At 69.5% G+C, this 25880-nt stretch carries 24 protein-coding genes and 1 pseudogene; 5 read left to right on the top strand and 20 right to left on the bottom strand.

Features of this window, described 5'->3' with window-relative positions; all coding sequences use genetic code 11:
* Positions 1 to 2 precede the first annotated feature (2 nt).
* The 16 genes and pseudogenes from ACHMXA_RS07755 to ACHMXA_RS07680 all read right to left on the bottom strand — a co-directional run bounded on the left by ACHMXA_RS07755 (position 3) and on the right by ACHMXA_RS07680 (position 16655).
* Complete coding sequence (locus ACHMXA_RS07755; protein ID WP_395319838.1) at positions 3 to 866, bottom strand: oxaloacetate decarboxylase; 864 nt, start codon at positions 864 to 866, stop codon at positions 3 to 5.
* Positions 863 to 2272: an FAD-dependent oxidoreductase gene (locus ACHMXA_RS07750; RefSeq protein ID WP_395319836.1), complete on the bottom strand. Its 1410-nt coding sequence runs from the start codon at positions 2270 to 2272 to the stop codon at positions 863 to 865. Before ACHMXA_RS07750 ends, ACHMXA_RS07755 begins: the two co-directional genes overlap by 4 nt.
* Positions 2269 to 2883 (bottom strand): cysteine hydrolase family protein, encoded by a 615-nt coding sequence (locus tag ACHMXA_RS07745; RefSeq protein WP_395319834.1) that lies wholly within the window; start codon positions 2881 to 2883, stop codon positions 2269 to 2271. The genes ACHMXA_RS07750 and ACHMXA_RS07745 overlap by 4 nt, the downstream gene beginning before the upstream one ends.
* Positions 2880 to 4934 carry a hydantoinase/oxoprolinase family protein gene (locus ACHMXA_RS07740; RefSeq protein ID WP_395319832.1) on the bottom strand — a complete coding sequence of 685 codons (2055 nt, stop codon included), beginning with the start codon at positions 4932 to 4934 and terminating at the stop codon, positions 2880 to 2882. Before ACHMXA_RS07740 ends, ACHMXA_RS07745 begins: the two co-directional genes overlap by 4 nt.
* Positions 4931 to 6628, bottom strand: a complete 1698-nt coding sequence (locus ACHMXA_RS07735; protein WP_395319830.1) for a hydantoinase B/oxoprolinase family protein — start codon at positions 6626 to 6628, stop codon at positions 4931 to 4933. Before ACHMXA_RS07735 ends, ACHMXA_RS07740 begins: the two co-directional genes overlap by 4 nt.
* Positions 6621 to 7142: a 3-isopropylmalate dehydratase gene (locus ACHMXA_RS07730; RefSeq protein ID WP_395319828.1), complete on the bottom strand. Its 522-nt coding sequence runs from the start codon at positions 7140 to 7142 to the stop codon at positions 6621 to 6623. The genes ACHMXA_RS07735 and ACHMXA_RS07730 overlap by 8 nt, the downstream gene beginning before the upstream one ends.
* Positions 7139 to 8443, bottom strand: a complete 1305-nt coding sequence (locus tag ACHMXA_RS07725; protein ID WP_395319826.1) for a 3-isopropylmalate dehydratase large subunit — start codon at positions 8441 to 8443, stop codon at positions 7139 to 7141. The genes ACHMXA_RS07730 and ACHMXA_RS07725 overlap by 4 nt, the downstream gene beginning before the upstream one ends.
* On the bottom strand, positions 8440 to 9396 hold the full coding sequence (locus ACHMXA_RS07720) for a tripartite tricarboxylate transporter substrate binding protein (RefSeq protein ID WP_395321248.1): 957 nt from the start codon (positions 9394 to 9396) through the stop codon (positions 8440 to 8442). Before ACHMXA_RS07720 ends, ACHMXA_RS07725 begins: the two co-directional genes overlap by 4 nt.
* A 38-nt stretch (positions 9397 to 9434) precedes the next feature.
* On the bottom strand, positions 9435 to 10145 hold the full coding sequence (locus tag ACHMXA_RS07715) for an ABC transporter ATP-binding protein (protein ID WP_395319824.1): 711 nt from the start codon (positions 10143 to 10145) through the stop codon (positions 9435 to 9437).
* Entirely contained in the window at positions 10142 to 10903 is a 762-nt protein-coding gene (locus tag ACHMXA_RS07710) for an ABC transporter ATP-binding protein (protein WP_395319822.1), read from the bottom strand. The genes ACHMXA_RS07715 and ACHMXA_RS07710 overlap by 4 nt, the downstream gene beginning before the upstream one ends.
* Positions 10896 to 11876 (bottom strand): branched-chain amino acid ABC transporter permease, encoded by a 981-nt coding sequence (locus tag ACHMXA_RS07705; protein WP_395319820.1) that lies wholly within the window; start codon positions 11874 to 11876, stop codon positions 10896 to 10898. The genes ACHMXA_RS07710 and ACHMXA_RS07705 overlap by 8 nt, the downstream gene beginning before the upstream one ends.
* On the bottom strand, positions 11873 to 12745 hold the full coding sequence (locus tag ACHMXA_RS07700) for a branched-chain amino acid ABC transporter permease (protein WP_019656876.1): 873 nt from the start codon (positions 12743 to 12745) through the stop codon (positions 11873 to 11875). Before ACHMXA_RS07700 ends, ACHMXA_RS07705 begins: the two co-directional genes overlap by 4 nt.
* Positions 12746 to 12872: 127 nt before the next feature.
* Complete coding sequence (locus ACHMXA_RS07695; protein WP_395319818.1) at positions 12873 to 14075, bottom strand: ABC transporter substrate-binding protein; 1203 nt, start codon at positions 14073 to 14075, stop codon at positions 12873 to 12875.
* A gap of 20 nt (positions 14076 to 14095) precedes the next feature.
* Positions 14096 to 14876 (bottom strand): annotated as a pseudogene (locus ACHMXA_RS07690) (GntR family transcriptional regulator).
* Positions 14877 to 14984: 108 nt separating this feature from the next.
* The gene (locus tag ACHMXA_RS07685; protein ID WP_176667711.1) at positions 14985 to 15833 is read right to left on the bottom strand and encodes a fumarylacetoacetate hydrolase family protein; all 849 of its coding nucleotides are present in this window, start codon (positions 15831 to 15833) and stop codon (positions 14985 to 14987) included.
* A gap of 57 nt (positions 15834 to 15890) precedes the next feature.
* On the bottom strand, positions 15891 to 16655 hold the full coding sequence (locus ACHMXA_RS07680) for an SDR family NAD(P)-dependent oxidoreductase (protein WP_395319815.1): 765 nt from the start codon (positions 16653 to 16655) through the stop codon (positions 15891 to 15893).
* 140 nt (positions 16656 to 16795) lie between these two features.
* Between ACHMXA_RS07680 and ACHMXA_RS07675 the strand changes: the two genes are divergently transcribed.
* Genes ACHMXA_RS07675 through ACHMXA_RS07660 form a run of 4 tightly spaced genes read left to right on the top strand, consistent with a single transcriptional unit; the run spans position 16796 to position 21091 of the window.
* Positions 16796 to 17512, top strand: coding sequence for a FadR/GntR family transcriptional regulator (locus tag ACHMXA_RS07675; RefSeq protein WP_176667709.1), 717 nt, complete (start codon positions 16796 to 16798; stop codon positions 17510 to 17512).
* 33 nt (positions 17513 to 17545) lie between these two features.
* A complete protein-coding gene (locus tag ACHMXA_RS07670) occupies positions 17546 to 19072 on the top strand; it encodes a UxaA family hydrolase (RefSeq protein ID WP_395319813.1) in 1527 nt (508 codons plus the stop codon).
* 24 nt (positions 19073 to 19096) lie between these two features.
* Positions 19097 to 20029 (top strand): SMP-30/gluconolactonase/LRE family protein, encoded by a 933-nt coding sequence (locus ACHMXA_RS07665; protein ID WP_395319811.1) that lies wholly within the window; start codon positions 19097 to 19099, stop codon positions 20027 to 20029.
* A 3-nt stretch (positions 20030 to 20032) separates the two neighbouring features.
* Entirely contained in the window at positions 20033 to 21091 is a 1059-nt protein-coding gene (locus ACHMXA_RS07660) for a malate/lactate/ureidoglycolate dehydrogenase (RefSeq protein WP_395319809.1), read from the top strand.
* A 21-nt stretch (positions 21092 to 21112) separates the two neighbouring features.
* On the opposite strand, the gene ACHMXA_RS07655 is transcribed toward ACHMXA_RS07660, so the two are convergent.
* The 4 genes from ACHMXA_RS07655 to ACHMXA_RS07640 form a co-directional block, all read right to left on the bottom strand.
* A complete protein-coding gene (locus ACHMXA_RS07655) occupies positions 21113 to 21991 on the bottom strand; it encodes a DMT family transporter (protein ID WP_395319807.1) in 879 nt (292 codons plus the stop codon).
* 186 nt (positions 21992 to 22177) lie between these two features.
* On the bottom strand, positions 22178 to 22828 hold the full coding sequence (gene slmA, locus ACHMXA_RS07650) for a nucleoid occlusion factor SlmA (RefSeq protein WP_126021561.1): 651 nt from the start codon (positions 22826 to 22828) through the stop codon (positions 22178 to 22180).
* A gap of 68 nt (positions 22829 to 22896) precedes the next feature.
* Positions 22897 to 23790, bottom strand: a complete 894-nt coding sequence (gene argB / locus ACHMXA_RS07645; protein WP_093207312.1) for an acetylglutamate kinase — start codon at positions 23788 to 23790, stop codon at positions 22897 to 22899.
* Between the two features lie 188 nt (positions 23791 to 23978).
* Positions 23979 to 25076: a glycosyltransferase gene (locus ACHMXA_RS07640; protein WP_395319804.1), complete on the bottom strand. Its 1098-nt coding sequence runs from the start codon at positions 25074 to 25076 to the stop codon at positions 23979 to 23981.
* A gap of 45 nt (positions 25077 to 25121) precedes the next feature.
* Between ACHMXA_RS07640 and ACHMXA_RS07635 the strand changes: the two genes are divergently transcribed.
* A complete protein-coding gene (locus ACHMXA_RS07635; RefSeq protein WP_395319802.1) occupies positions 25122 to 25871 on the top strand; it encodes a glycosyltransferase in 750 nt (249 codons plus the stop codon).
* The last annotated feature ends 9 nt before the right edge of the window (positions 25872 to 25880 follow it).

Here is a 25880-nt window from a genome sequence, read left to right as displayed (position 1 = left end):
GCCTACTCGTACTTGCGGCCTTCGACCATCAGCTCGGGTGTGCCGATCACTTCGTTGAGCGCGTCGAAGTCCAGCATCTGCGCCCGCCAGGGCTGCGTGGTGCGGTGCCGGTGCAGGCTCGCGTAGTAGCCCTGCAGCGTGTGCACCACCGCGCGCGCCGTGCCGCCGGGGAAGATGGCGATGCGAAAGCCGTGGCGCTGCAGCGCATCGGCGTCCTGGATCGGCGTCTTGCCGCCTTCGACCATGTTGGCCAGCAGCGGCACGCGATGCGCGAAGCGGCTGCAGGCGGCGTCCATCTGCTCGGGCGAGCGCAGCGCCTCGATGAACAGGGCGTCCACGCCGCATTCGAGGTATGCCTCGGCGCGGTCGAGCGCGGCCTCAAGGCCCTCGACCGCCACCGCGTCGGTGCGCGCGAGGATCAGGGTGTTGGCGGAGGCGCGCGCGTCCAGCGCGGCCTTGAGCTTGCCGACCATCTCGCGCTCGGGCACCACGGCCTTGCCGTCGAGGTGGCCGCAGCGCTTGGGAAAGGTCTGGTCCTCGATCTGCACCATCGCCGCGCCCGCGCGCTCGAAGCCGCGCACGGTGCGCTGCGTGTTCAGCGCGTTTCCGAAGCCGGTGTCGGCATCGACGATCACCGGCAGGTCCACCCGCTCGGTGATGCGTGCCAGCGTGTCGGCCACTTCGGTGAAGGTAGTCAGGCCGATGTCGGAGCGGCCCAGGCGGGTGTAGGCGATGGACGCGCCCGACAGGTAGAGCGCCTCGAAGCCGGCCTGCTCGGCGACCAGCGCGCTCAGCGCGTCGTACACGCCAGGGGCCAGCACGATGTCGGGGCTGGCGAGCCGGGTCTTGAAGTCATGGGTCGTCATGCGGACGCCTCCTTGTGTCCAACGAGTGCGGCGGCGGTGCGCGCCGCGATGTAGCCGCCGGCGACGGCGCTCAGCAGGCCGTTGCCGGAGAGGTAGCCCCACACCGCGTCGCCCGACACGCCGCCAGCAGCGCCGCCCGCGGCCAGCAGGTTGGGCAGCGGCGTGCCGTCCTGGCGCACCACGCGCATGTCGGGCGCGGTGTCGAGGCCGCCCTGGGTGTGGAAGAGCGCGCCCGTCACCTTGACAGCGAAGTACGGCGCTTCGAGCCCGCGCGCGAACACGCGGCCGTCGGGCGCGGCACCTGCGCGCATCGCGTCGAGCGTGGCCTGCAGAACATGGACTTCGCAGCCGATGCACTCGGCCAGCGCGGCCACCGAGTCGCAGCGGCGCAGCGCGCCGGCCGCCTCGGCCTCGCAGAAATCGGGGAACCCGCGCGCCAGTGCGAGCAGCGGCGCGTCGAACACGTTCCAGGCGATGCCGCCCGGCTGCGCGAGCACGTGCACCGCGGCTTCGGAGTAGCCCTGGGTTTCGTCGTGGAAGCGGCGGCCTTCGCAATTGAGCTGCACGCCGCCTTCCATCATCACGGCCCACGACATCAGCGCCCCCTGCGGCGTGACCCACGAGCCGTGGCCCTGGTAGCCCCCCAGGTCGCGCAGCCGCGCGCCCAGCGCCGATCCCCAGAGGATCGCGCTGCCGTCGTTGCCCACGTGCCCGCCGAAGGCGGCCTCGCCCATCTCGGGCAGCAGCGCGCGAACCATCTGCGCGTTGCCGCCGAAGCCGTTGCATGCGAGCAGCAGCGCGTCGCAGCACAGCGTTTCGCGCCGGCCGTCGGGGCGCAGGTAGTCAACGCCGACCGCCCGGTCGTGTTCATCGAGCACCAGCGTGTCGACCACCGCCTGCGTCAGCACGGGGATGCCCGCCGCCTCGACCGCCGCCAGCAGCGCCGCCATGAGCGCGGCGCCGGTCTTCTGCGCCAGCGCGTGCATGCGATGCACGCTGTGGCCGGGGTAGAGAAAGCCGTCGAGCAGGATCCAGTCGAGGCCGTGGCGCGCCTGCAGCGCATCGAGCGCAGGGCCGATGGCACCAGCGTACGCCTCGACCAGCGCAGGCGCCGCGCGGCCGTGCGCCTTGGCCTGGATGTCGGCGGCGAAGCGCTCGGCGCTGTCATTGGTCACACCATGCTCGCGCTGCGTGCGCGTGCCGGGCGCGGGAATGAAGCCCGACGAGAGCGCGGTCGATCCGCTCGGCAGCGCATCGCGTTCCAGCACCACGCAGTCCACGCCCGCGTCGGCCAGCATCAGCGCGGCCGTGAGCCCGCAGGCCCCGCCGCCGACGATGGCCACCGGCACGTGCACGTCGGCCTGCACCTGCGCGGCACGCCGGAGCGTTCTTTCGGGACCGTTCATGCCAGCGACGCGATGAAAGGCGCGCAGTCCGTCACTTCGGCCACGTTGCGCATGTCGGCCAGCGAGGTGTTGTGGCGCTCCTCGCCGAAGGCCGCGCATCCGTCGCCGAGCACCAGGGTGCGGTAGTCGCGCATGTGTGCGTCGCGCACCGTGCTGGCCACGCCGCCGTTGGTGACGATGCCGCACACCGCCACGGTGTCGATGCCCGCGCGGCGCAGCACCCAGTCGAGCTGGGTGTTGAAGAAAGCCGAGTACGCCACCTTGCTGACGGTGACGTCGACCAACCCCGCCAGCGCATCGACGTTGGCCTGGCCCCAGCTGCCGGGCGCGAAGTCGCCCCTGGCCAGATAGGGACGCAGCGCCTTCAGGTGCGGCGAGATCATCGGCTCGCCCTTCGCATCGGGCCACAGGGTGAACTGGCTCGCCACGACCAGCCCGCCGCCCGCCTTCAGCGCGCGCGCGACGCCAGCCACGCGTTCCGGCAGCAGCAGCGCGGGCGGGTTGGCGTCGCCGCCGCGCGCGTAGGCACCGTTGGGGTGGAGGAAGTCGTTCTGCAGGTCGATGACGACCAGCGCCGTCTTCGCCGGGAGGATCTTCGCGCCCGCGCTCATGACGGCCTCACCAGCAGGTTGCCGTATGCATCGACCTCGGCATGGAAGCCGGGCTCCAGCCACACGGTGGTGTCGGCCTGCTCGAGGATGGCCGGCCCGTCGATGCGTGCGGCCACCGGCAGTTCGAGCCGCGCGTAGCGCAGCGCGTCGTGCCACCGGCCCTGGTGGAACACGCGCTGCGTGCCCAGCGGCGCGGTGCTGCCCTCGCCTTCCGGCGCCAGCACCTTCAGGTCGAACTTGGGCCGCACGCCGATGCGCGCATAGCGCAGGTTCATCACGCGGATCGCGATGCCGTCGAGCACGCGGCCGAAGGCTGCGGTGTAGGCGGCCTCGAAGGCCGAGCGGATCGACTCCGCCGTGAGCGGCGCCTGGCCCGCATCGGCCAGCACCACCGGCAGCGTGTGCGTCTGGCCGGCGTAGAGCATGTCGAGCGCGACCACCTCGCGCACCTCGTCGAAGCGCACGCCCGAGGAATCGAGCCGCTGCTGGCAGCTGGCGGCCAGCTCGTCGATGCGGTGCCGAAGGTCGGCCACGTCGAGGTCGGCCAGCGCCTTGTTGATGGTCTGCACCGCGTCGTGGCGCATGTCGGCGATCACGCAGCCCAGCGCCGAGGTCACGCCGGGGTAGCACGGCACGATGCCGGTGGCCACGCCCACCTCGCGCATCATCGCGCACACGTGCAGCGCGCCGCCGCCGCCGAAGGGCATGTAGGCGAAGCGGCGCGGATCGTGCCCGCGTTCGATCGACACCAGGCGGATCGCGCCGGCCATGCGCGCATTGGCCACGGTGAGGATGGCTTCGGCGGCCGCATGCACGTCGAGCCCCAGCGGACGCGCAACGTGTTCCTCGATGGCCTCGCGCGACTTCTGCGCATCCAGCGCCGCCAGCAGGCCGCCGCCCAGCGGGCGGTCCGCAGCGATGCGCCCGAGCAGCACGTTCGCATCGGTCACCGTGGGCCGCGTGTTGCCGCGCCCGTAGCAGGCCGGCCCCGGCACGCTGCCCGCCGACTCGGGTCCGACCTGCAGCATGCCGCTCGCGTCCACCGACGCGATGGAGCCACCGCCGGCGCCGATGGTCTCGATCTGGATCATCGGCGAGCGGATCACCATGCCGAACTCGATGGCGGTCTGCGCAGCCAGCGCGGCCTCGCCGTGGGCCACCAGAGACACGTCGAAGGACGTGCCCCCCATGTCCCCGGTGATCGCGTTGGGGAAACCGGCGGCGCGCGCGATGGCCGCGCAGGCGATGACGCCGGCCGCCGGCCCCGACAGCGCGGTGCGCACCGGCAGGTCGCTCGCGGTCTGGCGCGACATCACGCCGCCGTTGCTCTGCACCACCAGCAGTTCGCCGCCGAAGCCCTGCGCGCGCAGGTCGCCTTCGAGGCGGCCGAGATAGCTGCCCACCACCGGCTGCAGCGCGGCATTGAGCGTCGCGGTCGAGCAGCGCTCGAACTCGCGGATTTCGGGCAGCACTTCGCTGGCCGAGGTGACGTGCGGGTTGGGCCACAGCTCGCGCACCGCCGCCACGGCAAGGCGCTCGTTCTCTGGGTTGGCGTAGGTGTTGATGAAGAACACGCACACGGCCTCGCAGCCGGCTTCCAGCAGCGCGCGAGCCTCGGCACGCACCTGCTGCAGGTCGACGGGGGTGTGCAGCGTGCCGTCGGCCAGCGTGCGCTCGTCCACCTCGCGGCGCAGGTCGCGCGGCACGACGGGCAGGAAGCTGCCGCGCAGGCCCCAGGTTTGCGGGCGGTCGCGGCGCCGCATCTCGAGCACGTCGCGGAATCCCCGCGTGGTGATGATGCCGGTGCGCGCCACCTTGCGCTCCAGCAGCGCATTGGTGCCCACCGTGGTGCCGTGCACGATGGTGGCGATGGCGGCGGCCGAGTCCGCCACGCGTGCGACGCCGTTCATGAAGCCGCGCGCTTCCTCGCCGCGGGTGGAAGGCACCTTGACGATGCGCGCGCTACCGTTGGCTTCGTCCAGCACGAAGAGGTCGGTGAAGGTGCCGCCGACGTCGACGCCGACGACGAGGGAATTGCCAGGAGAGGTCATTCGGATGCTTTCTTCGTCTTGTCGCTGCTCACATAGCCCATGGCCGCGTCGGCCTCGCGCTGCGCGGGGGTGCGCTCGGCCGCAGGGCCCCAGCCGCCGCCGCCAGGGGTTTCGAGGCGCACGCGCTCGCCGCGCGCCAGCGCGATGCCGCGCATCTTCGACACCATGGGGGGCGTGTGCCATTGGCCGGCGTTCTCGTAGCGGAACACGTTGAGCGCGCCCTCGCCTCCGCCCGCGATGCCCTTGGGCGGCGAGGTGCCGCGCTCGCCGAAGACGAACACCTCGGCGTCCTTCTCGAGCAGCTCGATCTCGTACACGGCGCCCAGTCCGCCGCGATGCCGGCCGTCGCCGCCGGAGTCGGGGCGAAGCGACCATTCGGTGAAGCGCACCGGGTAGGCGGCCTCGAGGATCTCCAGCGGCGGGATCGTCGCGGTCGAGATGGGCGCGTTGCCGTGGGCGAGCCCGTCGCCGTCGGAATGGCCGCCGTGCCCGCCGCCGAAGAAGCTGAACATCACCCAGCGCTGGCCTTCGCGGCTCTTGTCGCTGCGGTGGCCCGCGATCGACAGCGCGTTGATGGTGCCGTAGGCCTGCGCCACGGCGCGCGTGGGGTCGGCCTGCGCGGCGGCGCTGAAGATCACGTCGATCATGCGCAGGATGGTCTCGGTGTAGCCGCCCACGGGGCGCGGTCGCTCGGCGCTGATCACCAGCCGCCCGGGAATGACGAAGTCCACCGCGTCGAGTACGCCGGCATTGGCCGGCACGTCGGGGAACAGGTGCTTGAGCGCCACGTAGCAGGCGGCCACCGCGGTGGCGCGCGAGATGTTCACCGGGCCCGCGCACTGCGCCGAGGTGCGGGAGAAGTCCAGCGTGAGCCGGTCGCCGGCCACCGTCATGTCCAGCGCGATGGTCAGCGGCTCGTTGACGATGCCGTCGTTGTCCAGCACGTCCTCGACGCTGTAGCGGCCGTCGGGCAGCGAGGCGATGTGCGAGCGCATCAGGCGCAGCGCGCGGCCGCGCAGCTCGCCCAGCGCACTCAGCACCAGCTCGTCGCCGTATTCGTCGAGCAGGCCGTCCAGGCGCTTCGCGCCCAGCTCCAGTGCCGCGAGCTGGCCGTTCAGGTCGCCCCAGAGGCTGTCGGGCAGGCGCGTGTTGGCCTGCAGGATGGCCAGCACGTCGGCGTCGAGCACGCCGTCGCGCACGATGCGCACCGGCGGGATCTGCACCGCCTCCTGCCAGCACTCGGTGGCCGCCGGGTTGTAGTTGCCCGGCACCGCGCCGCCCACGTCGTGCCAGTGTGCGGCGGAGGCCATGTGGCAGTAGAGCCTGCCGTTGCGGAAGAAGGGCTTGACCAGCTTGAAGTCGTTGGCGTGCGTGCCGCCGTCGTAGGCGTCGTTGCTGATCCAGATGTCGCCGTCCCTCATGCCGCCGCGCGGCTCGGCCGCCTTCGCCGTGGCGCGCACGGCGAAGGCCATGGCTCCCACGAAGACGGGCAGGCCCGACTTGCCCTGCACCAGCGTGTCGCCGGTGGCGGCGTCGTACAGGCCATGGCAGGCGTCGTGCGCCTCGGCAATGATGGGATTGAACGCGCTGCGGTAGAGCGTGGCGTCCATCTCGTCGGCCACCTGCTCGAGGCGGCCGCGCAGCACGGCGAGCGTGACGGGGTCGATGGTTGTGGCAGAGGAAGTGTCAGGCATCGGTAGCTTTCTTCGAGGCGGGGCGGCCAGCGCGCTGGCGCAGCTGGTTCAACAGTCCGCCGGCGCGGACCATGTCCATGAGGAATCCGGGCACCGGCTCGCAGGCCAGGGGCCTGCCGTCCGGTCCGACGACCTCGGGCACCGTGGCGTCGAGGGCGATTCGATCGCCTTCGGCCAGGGTCTCGGCCTGCGCGCAGGTCAGCAGCAGCAGGCCCACGTTGAAGGCGTTGCGGAAGTACAGGCCGCTGTACGACGGCGCGATCACCGCGCTCACGCCCAGGTGGACGAGCACCGCGGCGGCCTGTTCCCGCGACGAGCCGATGCCGAAGTTGGGGCCGGCCACGATCACGTCGCCGCGCTGCACGCAGGCGGCGAAATCGGGGCGCACGGCCTCGAGGCAGTGCCTGGCGATGATGTCGAGGCCGTGCTTCATGGCATGGCCCGGCGCGAGCAGGTCAGTGTCGATGTCGGCACCGAGGCGCCAGACGCGGTGCGTGGCGAGCGTGATGCTCATGCGAGAACCTCCCGCGGATCGGTCACGCGGCCGCGCAGCGCTGCGGCCGCCACGGTGTAGGGCGAGCCCAGGTACACCTGCGCGGTGGGCGAGCCCATGCGGCCCTTGAAGTTGCGCGCCGTGGTCGAGATGACGGTAATGTCGTCGCCCATCGGGTCGCCATAGCCCGAGCAGGCCCCGCACGCGGTCGGGAACAGTTCCGCGCCCGCGTCCGTCAGCGCCTGCAGCACGCCCTCGGCGCGCGCCCGCTCCTGGTCCTGGATGCTCGCGGGCGCGACGATCAGCCGGATGCCCGCCGCCACCTTGTGCCCGCGCAGCACCCGTGCCGCGGCCCGCAGGTCGTCGAGCTTGGCGCCGGTGCATGCGCCGATGTAGGCCACGTCCACCGGCGTGCCGGCGTAGTGGCTCACCCCGCGCGAGTTGGCGGGGCTGTGCGGGGCGGCCACGTGCGGCTCGAGCGTGGCCGCGTCGAAGCGGTGGCGCGTGAGCTCGGCGCCGTCGTCGGTGAACCACGCCGATGTGTCGGCCGACGGCGCGCCGGCCTCGGCGAGGAAGGCAGCGGTGGTGTCGTCCGGCGCGATCAGGCCGACCTGCGCGCCGAGCTCCGCGCTCATGTTCGACAGCGTCATGCGCTCCTGCATTGACAGCGCGGCCACCGCCGGCCCGGCGAACTCCACCGCCTGGTAGCGCCCGCCGTTCATGCCGAAGCGGCCGATCATGTGCAGCATCATGTCCTTGGCGGTGACGCCGGCCGGCAGCGCGCCGTCCCACCACATCTGGATGGTCTCGGGCACGCGCAGCCAGATCTCGCCGGTGACGACCACGCCGAGCATCTCGGTGCTGCCCACGCCGAACATGTAGGCGCCGAAGGCACCGCCCGTGGGCGAGTGCGAGTCGCCGCCCACGCACAGCATGCCGGGGCGGATGTGCCCGTGCTGCGGCACCACCACGTGGCAGATGCCCTGGCTGTCGTACACGTGCGGCAGCGCCTGGTCGCGCGCCCAGTCGCGCGCGATGCGCACGATGCGGCGCGAGTCGTCGTCGCGCTCGGGCACGTAGTGGTCCATCACCAGCACGATGCGCGAGGGGTCCCAGATCTGCGCGCCCAGTTCCTCGAGCATGGGCTTGAGCCGGCGCGGACCCGAGGAGTCGTGGAACATGGCCAGGTCGACGCCGCAGGTCACGATCTCGCCCACCGCCACGTGCTCGCGGCCGCTGGCACGCGCGATGAGCTTCTGCGCCAGCGTCTGCGGCCGGGCTGGTACAGCCACGGGTGCGCGGGTTGCTGCGGGGGCGCTCATTCGGGCTTGGCTCCGGAGAACTTCACGACCTTGGCCCAGCGCGGGATTTCGCTCTGCACGAAGGCGGCGAACTGCTCGGGCGAGTTGCCGACGGGAATGGCGCCTTCGGTGTCCAGCCGCTTGAGCATGTCGGGCTGCTGCAGCGCATGGCGAGCCGCGTCGCTGAGCTTGCGCGCGACGTCCGCTGGCAGGCGCGCGGGGCCGAACAGGCCGAACCATGCGCTCGATTCGTAGTCCGGCAGGGCCTCGGCGATGGCCGGCACGTCGGGGAACGCAGGCAGGCGTTTGGCCGTGGTGACGCCCAGCGCCTTCAGCTTGCCGGCCTGGATGTGCGCCTTGACGTTGCCCACCGCCGCGAACATCAGCTGCACCTGGCCGGCCAGCAGGTCCTGCACCGCGGGCGCGGTTCCCTTGTACGGAATGTTCACGATGTCCACGCCCGACTGCATCTTGAAGGCCTCGCCCGCCATGTGCAGCGACGAACCCACCGCGCCGATGGCGAAGTTGAGCTGGCCCGGCCTGGCCTTGGCGAGCGCGATGAGTTCCTTCACGTCCTTCGCCGGCACCGAGGGGCTGGCCACCAGGATCGACGGCGAGGTGGCCACGCAGGTGAGCGCGGTGAAGTCCTTCACCGGGTCGAAGGGCAGCGAGGGGTACAGCGTGGCGTTGATGGCATGGCTGGTGAAGCTCATCAGCAGCGTGTTGCCGTCGGGCGCGGCCTTGGCGACGGCATCGGCGGCGATGTTGCCGCCGGCGCCGGGCTTGTTCTCGACGATCACGGTGCGGCCCAGCGCGGGCCCCATGCTGACGGCGAGCGAGCGGGCCAGCGTGTCGGTCGAGCCGCCCGCCGGCGCGCCGACCAGGATGCGCACCGGCGCATTGCCGAGCTGCGCCCGGGCGCCGGCGGCGAAGGCCAGCGCGGAAGATGCGATGAGGATGTCGCGGCGATGGATCATGGGGAGTCCTTGTTGTCTCTTTGTTCTTCGGGGCTTCAGAGGCCCAGGTACGCACGCCGCAGGTCGTCGCTTTGCAGCAGCGCGTCGGGCTTGCCCGAGAAGCGCACGCTGCCGTTCTCCAGCACGTAGGCGCGGTCGGCGATCTCCAGCGACTGGCCCACGTTCTGCTCGACCAGCAACACCGCGAGGCCGCCGTCGCGCAGCTCGCGGATCAGCGTGAACATCTCCTCCACCAGCAGCGGAGAGAGGCCGAGCGAGGGCTCGTCGAGGATCAGCAGCACCGGCTCGGCCATGAGCCCGCGTGCGATGGCCAGCATCTGCTGCTCGCCGCCGCTCATGGTGCCGGCGTGCTGCGTCATGCGCTCGCGCAGGCGCGGGAAGACGTGGAACATCTTCTCGACGTTGGCCGCGCGCCGCTCGCGGGCGCGGGTGAAGGAGCCGAGCTCGAGGTTCTCGAGCACGCTGAGGTTGGGGAACACCTTGCGGCCCTCGGGCACCTGGATGAGGCCGGCCTTCACCACGTCGCGGTAGTGCGCCCCGGTGAGGTCCCGCCCGTCGAAGCGCACGCTGCCGGCCCAGGTGGGCACGAGGCCGCACACCATCTTGTTGAGCGTCGATTTGCCCGCGCCGTTGCTGCCGAGCAGCGCGACCATCTCGCCGGCATCGACCTGCAGGTCGACGCCGCGCAGCACTTCCACGCGGCCGTAGCCGCCGCGCAGGCCCCGGATTTCGAGCAAGGGGTTCATGCGACAGCTCCCGCGGCGGCCTTGCGCAGGCGCGCCGCCGTGCCGTGGCCCAGGTAGGCCTCGACGACGCGCTCGTCGGAGGTCACCTGCGCCGGGTTGCCCTCGGCGATCAGCCGGCCCTGCGCCAGCACCCACACGTGCTCGGCCAGGTTCATCACGGCCTGCATGACGTGTTCGATCATCAGCACGGTCACGCCGCTGTCGGCGATGCCGCGTACCACCGGCAACATATCGGCGATCTCCTGCGGGTTGAGGCCTGCGAGCACTTCGTCGAGCAGCAGCAGGCGGGGCCGCGTGGCAAGCGCGCGGGCGAGTTCGAGCCGCTTGCGGCCGGCCACGGTGAGGTCGGAAGCCGGCTTGTCTAGCTGCGGCGCCAGGCCCACGCGCAGCGCCACGGCCTCTGCGCTGGCCAGTGCCTGGGCGCGGTTACGCACGTGCAGGTGCGCGCCCACGGCGATGTTCTCGCGCACGGTCTGCGCGGCGAAGGGCTTCACGATCTGGAAGGTGCGCGTCATGCCGAGCACGGCGTTGCGGTGCGGCTCGCGGCCGGTGATGTCCTGGCCGGCGAAGCGCACGGTGCCGGCATCGGGCTTGAGGAAGCCCGACATCAGCGCGAACAGCGTCGTCTTGCCCGCGCCATTGGGGCCGATCAGCGCGGTGAGGCTGCCCTCCTTCACCGACAGGCTCACGCCCTGCACGGCCTTCAGGCCGCCGAAGGAGCGCGAGATGCCGTCGAGCTGCAGCAGGGGCTCAGTCATCGCGGCCTCCCTTCGCCTTCCACAGCTGCCGCACCGACAGCCCCAGGCCCGCCACGCCGCGCGGCAGGAAGATCACGATGAGCACGAGCACCGTCCCGTAGATGACCATGTTGATGCCCGGCAGCTCGCCGAACAGGTTGCGCGTGAAGTCCGACAGCAGGTGCAGCACCGCCGCGCCCAGCACCGGCCCCCACAGCGTGCCCATGCCGCCCACGATGGCCGCGACCAGCGCCTCGACCGAGGTGACGGAGCCGTAGGCGATGCCCGCGTCGATGTACTGGAACACCTGCACGTAGAAGGCACCGGCCGCGCCCATGAAGGCCGCCGACAGGCCGATGGCCGCGAGCTTGACGCGGAACGGGTTCACGCCCACGGCGCGCGCGGCGTCCTCGTTGTCTCGCACGGCCTGCAGGTAGGCGCCGAAGCGGCCGTTGCGCAGCCACCAGGTTACCAGCAGCGCCACGACCACCATCGCCAGCACCACCCACAGGTAGCCCGCGCGCGATGGAAACTGCATGTTCGCCATCGACTCGCGCAGCGGCACCATGAGGCCCACGCCGCCGCCGGTGAACGACACCGAGGTCGCGAGGATGCGGAACACCTCCGCGAAGGCCAGCGTGACGAGCGCGAAGTAGGAGCCCTTCAGCCCGTAGCGGAAGGTCAGCGCGCCGACGAACAGGCCCACCAGCGCACTGCCGGCAATGGCCAGCGGCAGCGCGACCCACGCGTTGATGCCGCCCTGCAGCTGCGCGATGGCCTGGATGTAGGCGCCCGTGCCGAAGAACAGCGCGTGCCCGAACGAGAACTGCCCGCCGAAGCCGCCGAGGATGTTCCAGGCCTGCGCGATGAGCGTGGCATAGAGCGCCATCATCACGAAGTTGAGCATCACGCCCGACTGGGTGATGAGCGGCACGCAGCCGATGACGACCGCGAAGAGCGCAATGCCCGCAAGTTGCTTCATGCCCGCGCTCATGCTTTCGCTCCGAACATGCCCTGCGGGCGGAACAGCACGACGCCGATGAAGATCGCGAAGATCCCGATCTGCCCCAGTGACTCGCCCAGATAAAGCCCGCCGAGCGACTCGACCACGCCGATCAGGAAGCCGCCGACGAGCGCCCCCACGAAGCTGCCCATGCCGCCCAGCACCACGATCGTGAAGGCCACCAGAACGAAGCCGCTGCCCACCTGCGGGTTGACGTAATAGGCCGGCAGCAGGAAGCAGGCCGCTGCCCCGAGGCATGCGAGGCCGATGCCGAAGCTCATCGCGTAGACGTGGTCGACGTCGATGCCCATGAGCTTGGCGCCCTCCTTCTCCTTGGCCACCGCGCGGATGGCGCGGCCCAGGTCGGTGCGGCCCATGATCCAGAACAGGATGCCCGACACCGCCAGCGCGCCAGCGAAGGCGACCAGCTTGGGCACGGCGATCATCGCGGGGCCGATGGCCACGGTGCTCAGCGAGTAGGCAGTGTCGATGCTGCGCGTGTCGGACTTGAAGAACAGCAGCGCCAGGTTCTCCATGACGATGGCGATGCCGAGCGTCGCGAGCAGGATGTTCTCGTCCTTGCCATGGCCCGCGCGGTTGATGACCACGCGCTGCAGCGCATAGCCGAGCGCGAACATGCCCGCCACGGCGATGGGCAGCGCCAGGTAGGGATCGATGCCCCAGCGCTCCTTCAGGAAGTACACCGCGTAGAGCGCCAGCATCAGGCTCGCACCGTGCGCGAAGTTGATGATGTGCAGCACGCCGTAGATCAGCGTGAGCCCGACCGCGATCAGCGCGTACACGGCGCCGGTCGTCAGTCCGTTCAGGACCGACGGGAAGAGGATGGTGATGTCTGGCATTGGCTGTCGGGGGCTGGGCCGCTTTCCTGGCTTTGCGTCTTGCGTGGGCGTGCCACTCCACCGGACTCCGTGCGTGTACGGAATCCGTCGAAGCGCTTCATGGGTGGTGCCTCGTCCCGGCTTGGCGTCAGGCCTTCAGCGGGAAGACCGGGTCGGTCTCGCGGTAGTCGCGCGGGATGATGACCTTGATGTCGTTCTTCACCACCTGCGTCATGAGCGGCTGCGCGCCTTCGTTCTGGCCGTTGACGAACCGGGTGGGGCCGTACGGCATGATGTGGTTGGAGAAGGTGCTCTTCTCCAGCGCGTCGATGATGGCCGCGCGCTCGGCGGACTTCGCGCGCTCGATGGCATCGGCCAGCAGCCACATCGAGGTGTAGGTCATGAACACCTCGTAGCTGAAGAACTGGCCCTTGGCCTCCACGCGCTTGCGCAGCTCCTGCGAGCGCTTGTCCTTCGGATTGAACCAGTGGTTGCAGTCGATGATGCCGTTGGCCGCTTCCGGAAATTCCTTCACGAACTTGTAGCTCGACGCCGCGCCGCCCAGCACCGAGAAGATCGCCTTGGGCACCACCTTCTGCTGCTGCATGGTCCGCACCAGCAGCGCGTATTCGTTGTAATAGTTGGCGGGAATCACGATGTCGGGGTTGACCGACTTCATCCTCAGCACGATGTTGTTGAAGTCGCGCGTGGGGTTGGCGTGCTTCACCACCTCCTTCACTTCGAAGCCGTAGCCCGGCAGCTCGCGCGAGAGCAGCTGCGCGGTGCCCGCGCCGAACAGCGACTCCTCGTGGATGATCATCACCGTCTTGGCGGGGTTGCCCGCGGCCTTGTTGAGCACCAGCAGGTTGGCCATGGCCACCTCGGTCGACTTCTTGTAGCCGGGCCCGAAGCGGAAGGTGTTCTTCAGCCCGCGCTCGACGATCTGGTCGGCCACGCCCACGTCGACCACGTGCGGCAGGTTGTACTTGGCCGCTGCCTGCGTGGTGGCCAGGCAGATGGCCGAGGCGTAGGCGCCGACGATGGCCGACACGCCGGCCTCGTTCATCTTCTCGACCTCGGCTGCGCCGGCCTGCGGCTGCGACTGCGCGTCGCCCAGCAGGGCCTCCAGCTTCGCGCCGCCGAGCGACTTGATGCCGCCGGCCGCGTTGATGTCCTCGATGGCCATGAGCGCACCCAGGCGGCACTGCTGGCCCGAATAGGCCAGCGCCCCGGTGACCGGGTGCAGCACGCCCACCTTGACGGTCTTGGGCTGCGCGCCGGCCACGAGCGGGAAGGCGACGGCGGTGGCCAGCGCGGCTGACCGGGACACGAAACTGCGGCGGTTCTGCATGGGGCTTTCCTTTTTTCTCTTCAGTTGAACTGGGCTGACACGTCCTTGCTCACCCACACCTTCGCGTCGATGCTGCCCACGCGGGAGAGCTGCATTTCATAGGTGTAGCGGTCGGGGCGGTAGAAGCCGTGCAGCCACTGCACGGGCCGCTCGTCCTCGTCGTAGATCAGGCGGCGCACCGCGAGCAGGGCCGAGCCGACGGAGACATCGAGGTGCTGCGCGAGCACGTTGTCGGCCAGCCGGGCGGAAATGGTCTGGTGGGCGCGCCCCACCTTCACGCCCGATTCCTCCAGCAGCACCAGAATGGGCTTCTTCGACAGCTCACGGCGGCCGAAGCGGCGCGCGATGGTGTCGGGCACGTAGGTCGTGATGTGAGAGAGCGGCCCTTCCTTGGTGGAGCGCACGCGCACCGCCTTCTGCACCGCATCGCCGAGCTGCAACTGCAGCGCCTCGGCCACCTGCGTGGATGCCGTGATGGTGGCCACCTCGATCACCTTGACCGAGGTGTGCAGGCCCATGGTGACCAGGTTCTCGAGCAGGCCGCGCAGGTTGGCGCGCTCCATGCTTCTGGTGCCCGGGCCTTCACCGCCGGCGGGCGGCACCGCGCGCGGTGCGGCGCCCGGGATTGCGTTCGATGAGCCCTTCGGAAGCCAGCTGCTCGAGCGCGCGGCGCACGGTGACGCGCGCCACGTTGAACTGCCCCATCAGCGCCAGTTCGCCGGGAAGGCCTTCCGCAAAGCGGCCTTCGTGCAGCTGCTCACGCAGCACCAGATAGATCTGGTGGTATTTCGGCAAAGGCATCTGCGACATGCCTTTGATGTTTTTGCAGTTTCAATGTTCTGTCAATGGGACATTTAAAACCGCAAAAAAGGCGCCAGAGGCGCCTTTCGTGAAAAGAGGCTGCGTGCCTCAGAGCTTGAAGGGAATCACTTCCTGGCGCTGGTCGCCCAGGCCCTCGATGCCCAGCGTCATCACGTCGCCCTTCTTCAGGAAGAGCGGCGGCTTCATGCCCATGCCCACCCCCGGGGGCGTGCCGGTGGTGATGATGTCGCCCGGCATCAGCGTCATGAACTGGCTCACGTAGCTCACGATCTTGGCCACGGTGAAGATCATGGTCTTGGTGCTGCCGGTCTGCACGCGCTTGCCGTTCAGGTCGAGCCACATCGCCAGCTTCTGCGGGTTGGGCACGTCGTCGCGCGTCACCAGCCAGGGGCCGATGGGGCCGAAGGTGTCGCAGCCCTTGCCCTTGTCCCAGGTGCCGCCGCGCTCGATCTGGTATTCGCGCTCGCTGATGTCGTTGATGGTGCAGTAGCCGGCCACGTAGTCGAGCGCGCTCTTCTGCGGCACGTAGCGCGCACGGGTGCCGATGACCACGCCGAGCTCGACCTCCCAGTCGGTCTTGACGGAGCCCTTGGGCAGCATCACCGGATCGTTCGGACCCTGGATGCAGCTGTTGGCCTTGGTGAACACCACAGGCTCCTTGGGCACCGGCAGGCCGGATTCGGCGGCGTGGTCCGCATAGTTCAGGCCGATGGCGATGAACTTGCCCACGTTCGCCACCGGGCAGCCGAAGCGCGGCTTGCCCTTGACCAGCGGCAGCTTGTCGATCTTCTGCTTGCGCAGCTTGGCGAGCGCGGCGTCGCCGAGCTGCTCTGGGCCGATGTCCTTGACGATGGCGCTCAGGTCGCGCAGCTGGCCGTTGTCATCGATGAGGCCGGGCTTTTCCTTGCCGGGGTTGCCGTAGCGGACGAGTTTCATGCTTTCCTTTCAGTGCGTTGGAATTCGGAAGTGTGTGGGATGAGCGGGCCCGGCCGGTCAGTATGTCGAGCGGCCGCCCGAGAGGTCGAACACGGCGCCGGTGGAGAAAGAGCAGTCTTCCGTGCAGAGCCAGCCGACCATCGCGGCCACCTCTTCCACCGTGCCGAAGCGGCCCACGGGAATCTTCGAGAGCATGAAGGCGATGTGCTCGGGCGTCATCTGGTCGAAGATGGCCGTCTTCACCGCCGCGGGCGTCACGCAGTTCACGCGGATGCCGGTGTCGGCCAGCTCCTTGCCCAGCGACTTGGTCAGGCCGATGACGGCCGCCTTGCTCGCGCTGTAGGCGCTGGCGTTGGGGTTGCCGTCCTTGCCGGCCACGGAGGCGATGTTGACGATGCGGCCGTAGCCGCCTTCGCTGCCCTGCCCCTGCCTGCGCATCTGCGCCACCACCTCGCGGCAACACAGGAACACGCCGTTGATGTTGACCTCCATCACCTGGCGCCAGGCGTCCACCGGGTAGTCCCACAGCTTCGTGTTGGGGCCGGTGATGCCGGCGCTGTTGACCAGGGCATCGATGCGCGGCGCATGCGCCAGCGTGGCGGCCACGGCCTGGGCGACCGAGGCGTGCTGCGACACGTCGACCTTCAGCGCGAAGGCCCTGGCGCCCAGCGATTCGGCGGCCTTCGCGGCGGCTTCCTCGTCGCGATCCCACAGCGTGACGCTGCCGCCCGACGCGATCAGCCGCTGGGCGATGCCGAAGCCCAGCCCCGTGGCGCCGCCGGTGACGACCGCGTGGCGGCCATTGAAATCGAGCTGGTTCAATTCGGTCGTCTCCTGGGGCCGCGTCCTCGGGTTAAGCCCGATGGTGGTGCGGGCGATCTGTCGTATTCTGAATTGGCCTTACCACTTGGCCAATTCAGGACAACCCTTAACTCTGTCCGTTTCTCCTTCCCCGCTCCTCCGTGCCGATCCAGACCCTCGAACCCCAGCGCCTGTACCGCCAGATCGCCGAGCAGTTGCGCGAGCTCATCGGCAAGGGCGAATTCGCGGTGGGCGCGCGCATTCCCGCCGAGCGCGACCTGGCCCGGCAGCTGGGCGTGAGCCGGCCGTCGGTGCGCGAGGCGCTGATCGCGCTGGAGGTGGAGGGCTGGGTCGAGGTGCGCACAGGCTCGGGCGTCTACGTGCTCGACCGCTCGCAGCGCACGCCGCCGCCGGCCAACGGCGCGGCGGGCATCGAATGGGGGCCGCTGGAGATCATCCGCGCGCGCCGCATGGTGGAAGGCGAGACAGCCGCCACCGCGGCCCAGCACGGCAAGCGCAAGGACGTGGACGCCATGCGCCGCGCCATCCGCATGATGCGCGAGCTGGCCGCGGGCGGCGAGGTGCCGCACGAGGGTGACCGCGCCTTCCACCTGGCCATCGTCAACGCCTGCGACAACGTGGTTCTGACCGAGACGGTGCAGGGCTTCTGGGAGTCGCGCCATGGCGCCATCTTCGCCCGCATGATCGATTACTTCGAGACCATGGAGTCATGGCAGGCCGCCATCGGCGAACACGAACTGATCCTCGACGCCATCGCCGCGCGCGACCCGGCTGCCGCGCGCAGCGCCATGCACGAACACATGGACAAGTTCCACCAGCGGTTCAGCGCGAGCTGGCGCCGCACAAAGGCTTCCTGAATCCGGCCTCCTGAACACGCGAAGAAACTCACGATGACTGCCTACATCCGCCTCCATCCCGCCGACGACGTAGTCATCGCGCGCTCCCAGCTGCTCGGCGGCGCCGTCGTCGAAGGCGTGGCCGTGCGCGGGCTGATTCCGCCGGGCCACAAGATCGCGATGCGCGACATCGCGCAGGGCGAGCCGGTGCGCCGCTACAACCAGATCATCGGTTTCGCGAGCCGCCCCATCGCCGCCGGCGAGCACGTGCACACGCAGAACCTCGACATGGGCCCCGACAAGGGAGACTTCGAACGCGACTACGCCTTCGGCGCCGACGTGAAGCCGGCGCCCGCCAAGCGCGAAGCCACCTTCATGGGCATCAAGCGCGCCGACGGCCGCGTGGCCACGCGCAACTACATCGGCGTGCTGACCAGCGTGAACTGCTCGGCCACGGCCGCGCGCGCCATCGCCGACCACTTCTCGCGCAAGACCAATCCGCAGGCGCTGGCGGCCTTTCCCAACGTGGACGGCGTCATCGCGCTCACGCATGGCACCGGCTGCGGCATGGACACTCAGGGCATGGGCATGCAGATCCTCGAGCGCACGCTCACGGGCTATGCCACGCACCCGAACTTCGCGGGCGTGCTGGTGGTGGGCCTGGGCTGCGAGGCCAACCAGATCAACGCCTGGCTCGCGACCGGCCACCTGGCCGAGGGCGAGAACTTCCGCACCTTCAACATCCAGGACACAGGCGGCACGCGCAAGACGGTCGAGAAGGGCGTGGCGCTCATCAACGAGATGCTGCCGCGCGCCAACGCGGTGAAGCGCGAGCCCTGCAGCGCGGCGCACATCACGATCGGGCTGCAATGCGGCGGCTCGGACGGCTATTCGGGCATCAGCGCCAACCCGGCGCTGGGCGCAGCGGTCGACCTGCTGGTGGCGCATGGCGGCACGGCCATCCTCAGCGAGACGCCCGAGGTGTACGGCGCCGAGCACCTGCTCACGCGCCGCGCGGTGAAGCGCGAGGTCGGCCAGAAGCTGGTGGACCGCATCAAGTGGTGGGAGCACTACACCGCCATCAACGAAGGCGAAATGAACAACAACCCCTCGCCGGGCAACAAGGCGGGCGGGCTCACCACCATCCTCGAGAAATCGCTGGGCGCGGTCGCCAAGGGCGGCACCAGCAACCTCGAGGCGGTGTACGAATATGCAGAGCCCGTCACCGCGCACGGCTTCGTCTACATGGATACGCCCGGCTACGACCCGGTGAGCGCCACCGGCCAGGTGGCCGGCGGCGCCAACCTGATCTGCTTCACCACCGGACGCGGCTCGGCCTACGGCTGCGCGCCCTCGCCTTCGCTCAAGCTCGCGACCAACTCGGCGCTGTGGCAGCGGCAGGAGGAGGACATGGACATCAACTGCGGCGAGATCGTGGACGGCACGGCGACGATCCAGGAGATGGGCCAGCGCATCTTCGAGCTGGTGCTCGCGACCGCATCCGGCGCGCAGTCGAAGAGCGAGCAGCACGGCTACGGCCAGAACGAGTTTGTGCCGTGGCAGGTCGGCGCGGTGATGTGAACTGAACCCTCGACGAGGAACGGCATGGCGACTCTCCCCTACGGCTTCCTGGAAGGCACCGGCTTCGAGCAACTGGACCCGCGCTTCAAGGGCTGCATCCCCGGCCCCGAGCGCGTGCAGCGCCTGTGGACCGGCGCGCGCTGGTGCGAGGGCCCCGCGTGGTTCGCGGCGCACCGCACGCTGGTGTGGTCGGACATTCCGAACAACCGCATGCTGCGCTTCGACGAGGTCAACGGCTCGGTGGGAACTTTCCGCGAGCCATCGAACAACACCAACGGCAACACGGTCGACCGCGAAGGCCGGCTGGTGAGCTGCGAGCACCTCACGCGACGCGTGACGCGCACCGAGCACGACGGCACGATCACCGTGCTGGCCTCGCACTGGAAGGGCAAGCGGCTCAACTCGCCCAACGACGTGGTGGTGCACTCGGACGGCGCCGTGTGGTTCACAGACCCGAGCTACGGCATCCTTTCCGACTACGAGGGCCTGAAGGCCGAGAGCGAGATCGGCGCGTGCCATGTCTACCGCATCGACCCGCAAAGCGGCGAGGTCGAGCTGATGGCCGACGATTTCGTGAAGCCCAACGGACTGGCCTTCTCGCCCGACGAGTCGCTTCTGTACATAGCAGACACGGGCGCGAGCCATGCGGCGGATGGTCCGCGGCACATCCGCAGGTTCGAGGTGGGTGCCGACGGACGCAGCTTGAGCGGCGGCGAGGTCTTCGCCGAATGCACCAGCGGCCTGTTCGACGGCTTCCGCCTCGACACCGAAGGCCGCATCTGGACCAGCGCGCTCGACGGCGTGCACGCCTATCACCCCGACGGCACGCTGCTGGGCAAGATCCTGCTGCCCGAGCGCGTCGCCAACGTCTGCTTCGGCGGCCCCAAGCGCAACCGCCTTTTCATCTGCGCGACCACGTCGCTCTACGCCATCACGCTGAACGCGAAAGGAGCCTGATCCATGTCCCATACGCTCAAGGCCGACCACCTGCAGGCCACGGTCGCCCGCATCCTCGAAGCCGCGGGCAGCTCGCCCGCCGAGGCCCAGCAGGTGGCGGCCAACCTGGTGCTGGCCAACCTGAGCGGGCACGACTCGCACGGCGTGGGCATGCTGCCGCGGTACGTCGACGCAGTGGCCGAGGGCGGCCTGAAGCCCAACGCCGCGGTGCGCGTGAACCTCGACATCGGCACGCTGATGGGCCTGGACGGCCAGCACGGCTACGGCCAGATCGTCGGCGTGCAGGCGATGGAACTGGGCATCGCGCGCGCGAAGCAGCACGGCAGCTGCATCTTCACGCTGGCGCATGCGCACCACCTGGGCCGCATCGGGCACTTCGCGGAGATGGCGACGGCGCAGGGGCTGGTGTCGATGCACTTCGTCAACGTGCTTTCGCGGCCGGTGGTCGCGCCCTGGGGCGGCGGCGACGGGCGCTTCGGCACCAATCCGTGCTGCATCGGCATTCCGCTTTCGGGCGCGGAGCCCTTCGTGCTCGACTACGCGACCAGCCGCGTGGCGCAGGGAAAGATGCGCGTGGCCCACAACAAGGGCGAGCGCGTGCCCGACGGCTACCTCATCGACGAGAACGGCGCGCCCACCAACGACCCGGGCGTGGTCGTGGTACCGCAGGGCAACGGCCTCTTCGGCGCGCTCATGACCTTCGGCGAGCACAAGGGCTACGGCATGGCGGTGGCCTGCGAGCTGCTGGGCGGCGCGCTCACCGGCGGCGGCACGTGGCATCGGCAGGCGGACACGGCACGCACGGTGCTCAACGGCATGCTCACGGTGCTGATCGATCCGGCGAAGCTGGGCACGCAGAAGTCCTTCGACGAGGAGGCTCGCGAGTTCGTCGGCTGGCTGCGGCAGAGCCCGCCCGGGCAGGGCTTCGAAGAAGTGCAGATCGCGGGCGAGCCGGAGCGCAAGGCGCGCGCGGCGCGGCGCAAGGACGGGATCTGGGTGGACGATGCGACGTGGAGCGAGATCGTCGCGGCCGGGGCGAAGGTGGGCGTGCAGGTCTCGTAGCCTCCCAGCCAGCCATCCAGCCTACGGACGGGCGCTTCGCGCCTTCTGGCCGAGCACGAGCGCGATGCCGCCCAGGATCGCAACGGAGGCCACGGCCAGCCGTGGCGTGATCGCCTCCGACAGGAACAGCACGCCGCCGAACGCCGCCAACAACGGCACCGACAGCTGCACGGTGGCCGCACGCATTGCGGTCAGGCGGCCCAGCGCGGCGTACCAGACGGCATAGCCGAGGCCCGAAGTCAGCGCACCGGAAATCACGGCGAGCGCGATGCCGACCGTATCCGCGCGAGCGCTGGCCGCGAACACCGCACTGAGCGCCAGGGCGAACGGCACGGCTCGCGTGAAGTTGCGCGCCGTGGCGGCCAGCGGATCGGCCACGCCTCGGCCGCGCAGGGAATACACGCCCCAGGCAACGCCCGCGACGGCCATCAGCACCGCGCCCAGAAGCGGCGGCGCGGCGACGCCCGGGGAAACGAGATAGACCAGCCCGCCCGCCGCCAACACGAAGCCGAACCAGGCAAGCGCCCCGAAGCGCTCGCCGCCGGAGCGCAGGCCCACGCCGAACATCGTCAGCTGCACCGCGCCGAACAGGATCAGCGCGCCGGTGCCCGCCGGCAGGCTGAGATAGGCGAAGGAGAAGAAGGCGACGTAGCCGAACAGCATGACGGCCGCCAGCCAATCGACGCGGGCAGGAGAAGCCGGAGGCTGCGCCCTGAACCGCACGATGAGCCCCAGCACAAGCGCCCCGGCCACGAGCCTGACACTGCCGAAGCTCGCTGGATCGATGCCCCTGCGCTGAAGCGCGAGCCGGCACAGCAGGGAATTGGCGGCGAACGCGAGCATGGCGGCCGTGGTGAGCACGACGGTCCGCCAGCCATGGCCGCGCGCCGCATCAGGCATGCGCGGACACCCGCGACAGGCGGGGCTCCACCGGACCGACCGTGCCATGGCTCATGCGTCCGCCCTCCGCGAAGGAAACCGCGCAAACACCGGCTTGCCGCCGGGTCCGGCGGCAAGGGCCTGTGGACGATGCTACGCCGCCGGAAGGCGCGAGGCGAGCCGGTCAGTACCCTGCGCGGGGTACCCTCAGACGATCAGCGCGATCGTCGCCTCAAGGTGCTCCGAAGGCGCGCGGCGGAAGCCCGAGCGCGCGAAGCGCTGCAGCTGCCCCACCACGAAGGCCGTGAGCGCCGCGGCGCGCACCTGGGCATCGACACTGGGCGTGGCCGAGCCGTCGGCCGCAGCCGCGCCGCGCAGCACCTGGCGCAGCGTGGATTCGATCTTGTCGAAGAACTGGTTCATGCGCTGCTGCAGGCGCTCGTTCTCGTAGACCAGCGCGTCGCCCACCATGACGCGGGTCATGCCGGGGTTGCGCTCGGCGAACTGCACGAGCAGCGTGAGGATGCGGGCGGCCTGCTGGGCGCCGGTGGCGCCCTCGCGCTCCAGGATCTGGTTGACCAGCGTGAAGACGCTCTGCTCGATGAAGTCGATCAGACCCTCGAACATCTGGGCCTTGCTCGCGAAATGGCGGTAGAGCGCGGCTTCGCTCACTTCGAGCCGTGCAGCCAGCGCGGCCGTGGTGACCCGCTCGGCACCCGGCTGCTCCAGCATGGAGGCGAGCGCCTGCAGGATCTGCACGCGCCGCTCGCCCGGCTTCGGCCGCTTGCGCGCCGGGGGAGTGGTCGTTTCCGCAGGAGTCTCTACGCCGGAAGCACTGGTCGTCTCTTCGTTCTGCATGGGAGCGCGTGCAAAGATGTAATCAATTGATTCTCGCACAGCGCAGTGAGCACGCGCCCACGCCGGGCTCAACGGGCGCGGATCATCGTCCCGTAGGCCTGGTCGGTCAGGATCTCCAGCAGCATCGCGTGCGGCACGCGGCCGTCGATGATGTGCACCGCGTTCACGCCGCTCTTGGCTGCGTCGAGCGCGCCTTCGATCTTGGGGAGCATGCCGCCGGAGATGGTGCCGTCGGCGAACAGGTCGTCGATCTCGCGCGCGCTCAGGTTGGTGAGCAGCTTGCCGTCCTTGTCGAGCACGCCGGGCGTGTTGGTCAGCAGCATCAGCTTCTCGGCCTTGAGCACGGTGGCGAGCTTGCCTGCGACGACGTCGGCGTTGATGTTGTAGCTCTCGTTCTCCTCGCCGAAGCCGATGGGGCTGACCACCGGGATGAAGGCGTCGTCCTGCAGCGCCTTGACCACGCTGGGGTCGATGGAGACGATGTCGCCGACCTGGCCCACGTCATGGTGCAGGTTGGGATCGTTGCGGTCGGCCATCTTGAGCTTCTGCGCGCGGATCAGGCCACCGTCGCGACCGGTCAGGCCCACGGCCTTGCCGCCGGCCTGGTTGATCAGGCCCACGATGTCCTGCTGCACCTCGCCGGCCAGCACCCATTCGACGACTTCCATGGTCTCGGCGTCGGTCACGCGCATGCCCTGGATGAAGCTGCCCTTCTTGCCCAGGCGGTTGAGCGCCGCCTCGATCTGCGGGCCGCCGCCGTGCACCACCACCGGGTTCATGCCCACCAGCTTGAGCAGCACCACGTCTTCGGCGAAGTCGGCCTGCAGCGCCGGGTCGGTCATGGCGTTGCCGCCGTACTTGATGACGATGGTCTTGCCGTGGAACTTGCGGATGTACGGCAGCGCCTGGGCCAGGATCTCGGCCTTGTCGCGCGGGGGGATGTTGAGGACGGGGTCGGTCATGGGCGGTCAGGCTCCGAAGCGGTGGACGATCAGGTGAGGCTCAAATTCTCGCGCAATCCCGGTGACAGCCGACTGACTGACTTCGCGGGAAACACCGTGGAACCGGCTTTGCCGGGCCACCGGTGCTGCCCCCTGCAAGGGGGTTGGCGCAGCGACACGAAGTGCGCGAAGCCTTGGGGTGTGCCTGTTCATGGCCGCAGCCAGCGCGGGACCTTGAAGCGCACGATCATCAGATAGGCGCCCACGTAGGTCGTGACGAACAGCAGGCAGAAGAACATCAGCACGATGGTGTTGTTCCAGAACAGCACCGCCGGCACCACCGACAGGGCCGCGAACATCCACAGGTAGGGCGAGGTGCGGTTGTTGCGCGCCAGCAGCTGGCGGGCCTCGTCGTCCGCAAAGGCCACGCGCACGATGCGGCGGAAGATCAGCTGGTGGAAGTGCAGCGCGTCGGCCGTGCCGGGCGACTGCCCGCGCGCCAGCTTGCGGTAGATGGAGAACAGCGTTTCCCACACCGGGTAGATCAGCAGCAGCATCGGGAACCAGGGCGACACCACGCGGTGGCGCTGCACCAGCGTCACACAGGCCACGGCGATCACCATGCCCCAGACGTAGGCGCCGCCGTCGCCGGCGAAGATCTTGCCGCGCGGGTAGTTCCACACCAGGAAGCCGAAGGTGGCGCCGACCAGGCAGATCACCATCGCGGCCAGCTGCCGGTCGCCGACCTGCAGCGCCACGTGCGATATCGCCAGACAGACCAGCACCGCGACCGTGCCCGCGAGCCCGTTGTAGCCGTCGATGATGTTGAAGGCGTGCGGCAGGCCGCCGATGGCCAGTGCCGCGAAGATCACCGTGGCAAAGGGAATCATCGCCAGCCAGCCGTCGACCGTCTCGAAGCCGGTGCGCGCCACGCCCAGCCCCAGCAGCCAGCACACCAGCAGCGCCGAGCCGATGGTCAGCCCCAGCCGGTAGCGCACCTTCACGCGCTGGGTGACGTCTTCAATGATGCCGCCCAGCACCGCCGGCAGGATGCACACCAGCGTGAGCATCGAGGTCGTGACCGGCCAGGAGACGTTGAACGGGTCGGTGCCGGTGATGCCGGCGGCCAGCCAGGCCGCCCCCATGCCCAGCAGGATGCCCGCACCGCCCAGGCGCGGCACGTGGCCCTTGTGGAAGCGCTGGGGCATGTCGGCGCCGTAGAGGCGGGCATGCCGCCGCGCACGTCGCATGAACACCTGGACCGAGAAGGCGGCGACGAAGAAACTGATGACGATCAGAGCAATCATGTGTGGGGTTTGGGGAACCCTAGAATTCCCGGGCGAAATTAGACCATGCCCACGCCCCCCTCCTCCCGCCCCCCGATCACCGTTTCGATCGTCAGCCACGGCCAACTCGCGCTGGTGCTGCCGCTGCTCGAGCAGCTGGACAGGTACAGCCGCGCAGTCATCGACAAGGTTCTGCTGACATTGAACATCCCCGAGGCCGACCTGCTTGCCGGCCGCAGCTGGGGTTTCGACGTGGAGCGGATCGAGAACGCGAGCCCCAAGGGCTTCGGCGCCAATCACAACCAGGCCTTCGAGCGCTGCGGCACCGAGTGGTTCCTGGTGCTGAACCCCGACATTCGCTTCGACGACGACGTGCTGTCGCCGCTGCTCGCGCAGGCTGCGGCGGACGCCGGCCTGCTGACGCCGCGCATCCTGGAGCCCGGCAAGACCGAGCCCGAACCGCACCGGGCACTGCTCACGCCGCTCGAGATCGTCGGAAGAAAAAAGCCCGGCTACGTGCGTCCGACGGTGCCGGCGTGGATTCCGGGCCTGTTCATGCTTTTTCGCAGCAAGGCCTACCGGCAGGTCGGCGGCTTCGACGAGAAGTTCTTCATGTACGGCGAAGACTTCGACATCTGCGCCCGCACCCGGCTGGCAGGCTGGAAGCTGCAGGTGGGCGAGACCCTGCTCGCCCGGCACGACGCGCAGCGCGAGAGCCATCGCAGCAAGAAATACCTGTACTGGCACGTGACCAGCCTGCTGAAGGTGTGGCTGTCGGCCTCGTTCTGGCGATATCTGCGGCTGCAGGGCCGCTAACCCGCCATC

The organism is Variovorax sp. UC74_104, assembly GCF_044055375.1.
Lineage (GTDB): Bacteria > Pseudomonadota > Gammaproteobacteria > Burkholderiales > Burkholderiaceae_C > Variovorax.
This window is presented reverse-complemented; position numbering and strand designations above follow the sequence as displayed.

What these genes read in the sequence shown, in the direction of transcription:
- ACHMXA_RS07755 (WP_395319838.1), bottom strand. Translation starts at nt 866, where the DNA reads ATGACGACCCATGACTTCAAGACCCGGCTCGCCAGCCCCGACATCGTG.
- ACHMXA_RS07750 (WP_395319836.1), bottom strand. Translation starts at nt 2,272, where the DNA reads ATGAACGGTCCCGAAAGAACGCTCCGGCGTGCCGCGCAGGTGCAGGCC.
- ACHMXA_RS07745 (WP_395319834.1), bottom strand. Translation starts at nt 2,883, where the DNA reads ATGAGCGCGGGCGCGAAGATCCTCCCGGCGAAGACGGCGCTGGTCGTC.
- ACHMXA_RS07740 (WP_395319832.1), bottom strand. Translation starts at nt 4,934, where the DNA reads ATGACCTCTCCTGGCAATTCCCTCGTCGTCGGCGTCGACGTCGGCGGC.
- ACHMXA_RS07735 (WP_395319830.1), bottom strand. Translation starts at nt 6,628, where the DNA reads ATGCCTGACACTTCCTCTGCCACAACCATCGACCCCGTCACGCTCGCC.
- ACHMXA_RS07730 (WP_395319828.1), bottom strand. Translation starts at nt 7,142, where the DNA reads ATGAGCATCACGCTCGCCACGCACCGCGTCTGGCGCCTCGGTGCCGAC.
- ACHMXA_RS07725 (WP_395319826.1), bottom strand. Translation starts at nt 8,443, where the DNA reads ATGAGCGCCCCCGCAGCAACCCGCGCACCCGTGGCTGTACCAGCCCGG.
- ACHMXA_RS07715 (WP_395319824.1), bottom strand. Translation starts at nt 10,145, where the DNA reads ATGAACCCCTTGCTCGAAATCCGGGGCCTGCGCGGCGGCTACGGCCGC.
- ACHMXA_RS07710 (WP_395319822.1), bottom strand. Translation starts at nt 10,903, where the DNA reads ATGACTGAGCCCCTGCTGCAGCTCGACGGCATCTCGCGCTCCTTCGGC.
- ACHMXA_RS07705 (WP_395319820.1), bottom strand. Translation starts at nt 11,876, where the DNA reads ATGAGCGCGGGCATGAAGCAACTTGCGGGCATTGCGCTCTTCGCGGTC.
- ACHMXA_RS07700 (WP_019656876.1), bottom strand. Translation starts at nt 12,745, where the DNA reads ATGCCAGACATCACCATCCTCTTCCCGTCGGTCCTGAACGGACTGACG.
- ACHMXA_RS07695 (WP_395319818.1), bottom strand. Translation starts at nt 14,075, where the DNA reads ATGCAGAACCGCCGCAGTTTCGTGTCCCGGTCAGCCGCGCTGGCCACC.
- ACHMXA_RS07685 (WP_176667711.1), bottom strand. Translation starts at nt 15,833, where the DNA reads ATGAAACTCGTCCGCTACGGCAACCCCGGCAAGGAAAAGCCCGGCCTC.
- ACHMXA_RS07670 (WP_395319813.1), top strand. Translation starts at nt 17,546, where the DNA reads ATGACTGCCTACATCCGCCTCCATCCCGCCGACGACGTAGTCATCGCG.
- ACHMXA_RS07665 (WP_395319811.1), top strand. Translation starts at nt 19,097, where the DNA reads ATGGCGACTCTCCCCTACGGCTTCCTGGAAGGCACCGGCTTCGAGCAA.
- ACHMXA_RS07660 (WP_395319809.1), top strand. Translation starts at nt 20,033, where the DNA reads ATGTCCCATACGCTCAAGGCCGACCACCTGCAGGCCACGGTCGCCCGC.
- ACHMXA_RS07655 (WP_395319807.1), bottom strand. Translation starts at nt 21,991, where the DNA reads ATGCCTGATGCGGCGCGCGGCCATGGCTGGCGGACCGTCGTGCTCACC.
- slmA (WP_126021561.1), bottom strand. Translation starts at nt 22,828, where the DNA reads ATGCAGAACGAAGAGACGACCAGTGCTTCCGGCGTAGAGACTCCTGCG.
- argB (WP_093207312.1), bottom strand. Translation starts at nt 23,790, where the DNA reads ATGACCGACCCCGTCCTCAACATCCCCCCGCGCGACAAGGCCGAGATC.
- ACHMXA_RS07640 (WP_395319804.1), bottom strand. Translation starts at nt 25,076, where the DNA reads ATGATTGCTCTGATCGTCATCAGTTTCTTCGTCGCCGCCTTCTCGGTC.
- ACHMXA_RS07635 (WP_395319802.1), top strand. Translation starts at nt 25,122, where the DNA reads ATGCCCACGCCCCCCTCCTCCCGCCCCCCGATCACCGTTTCGATCGTC.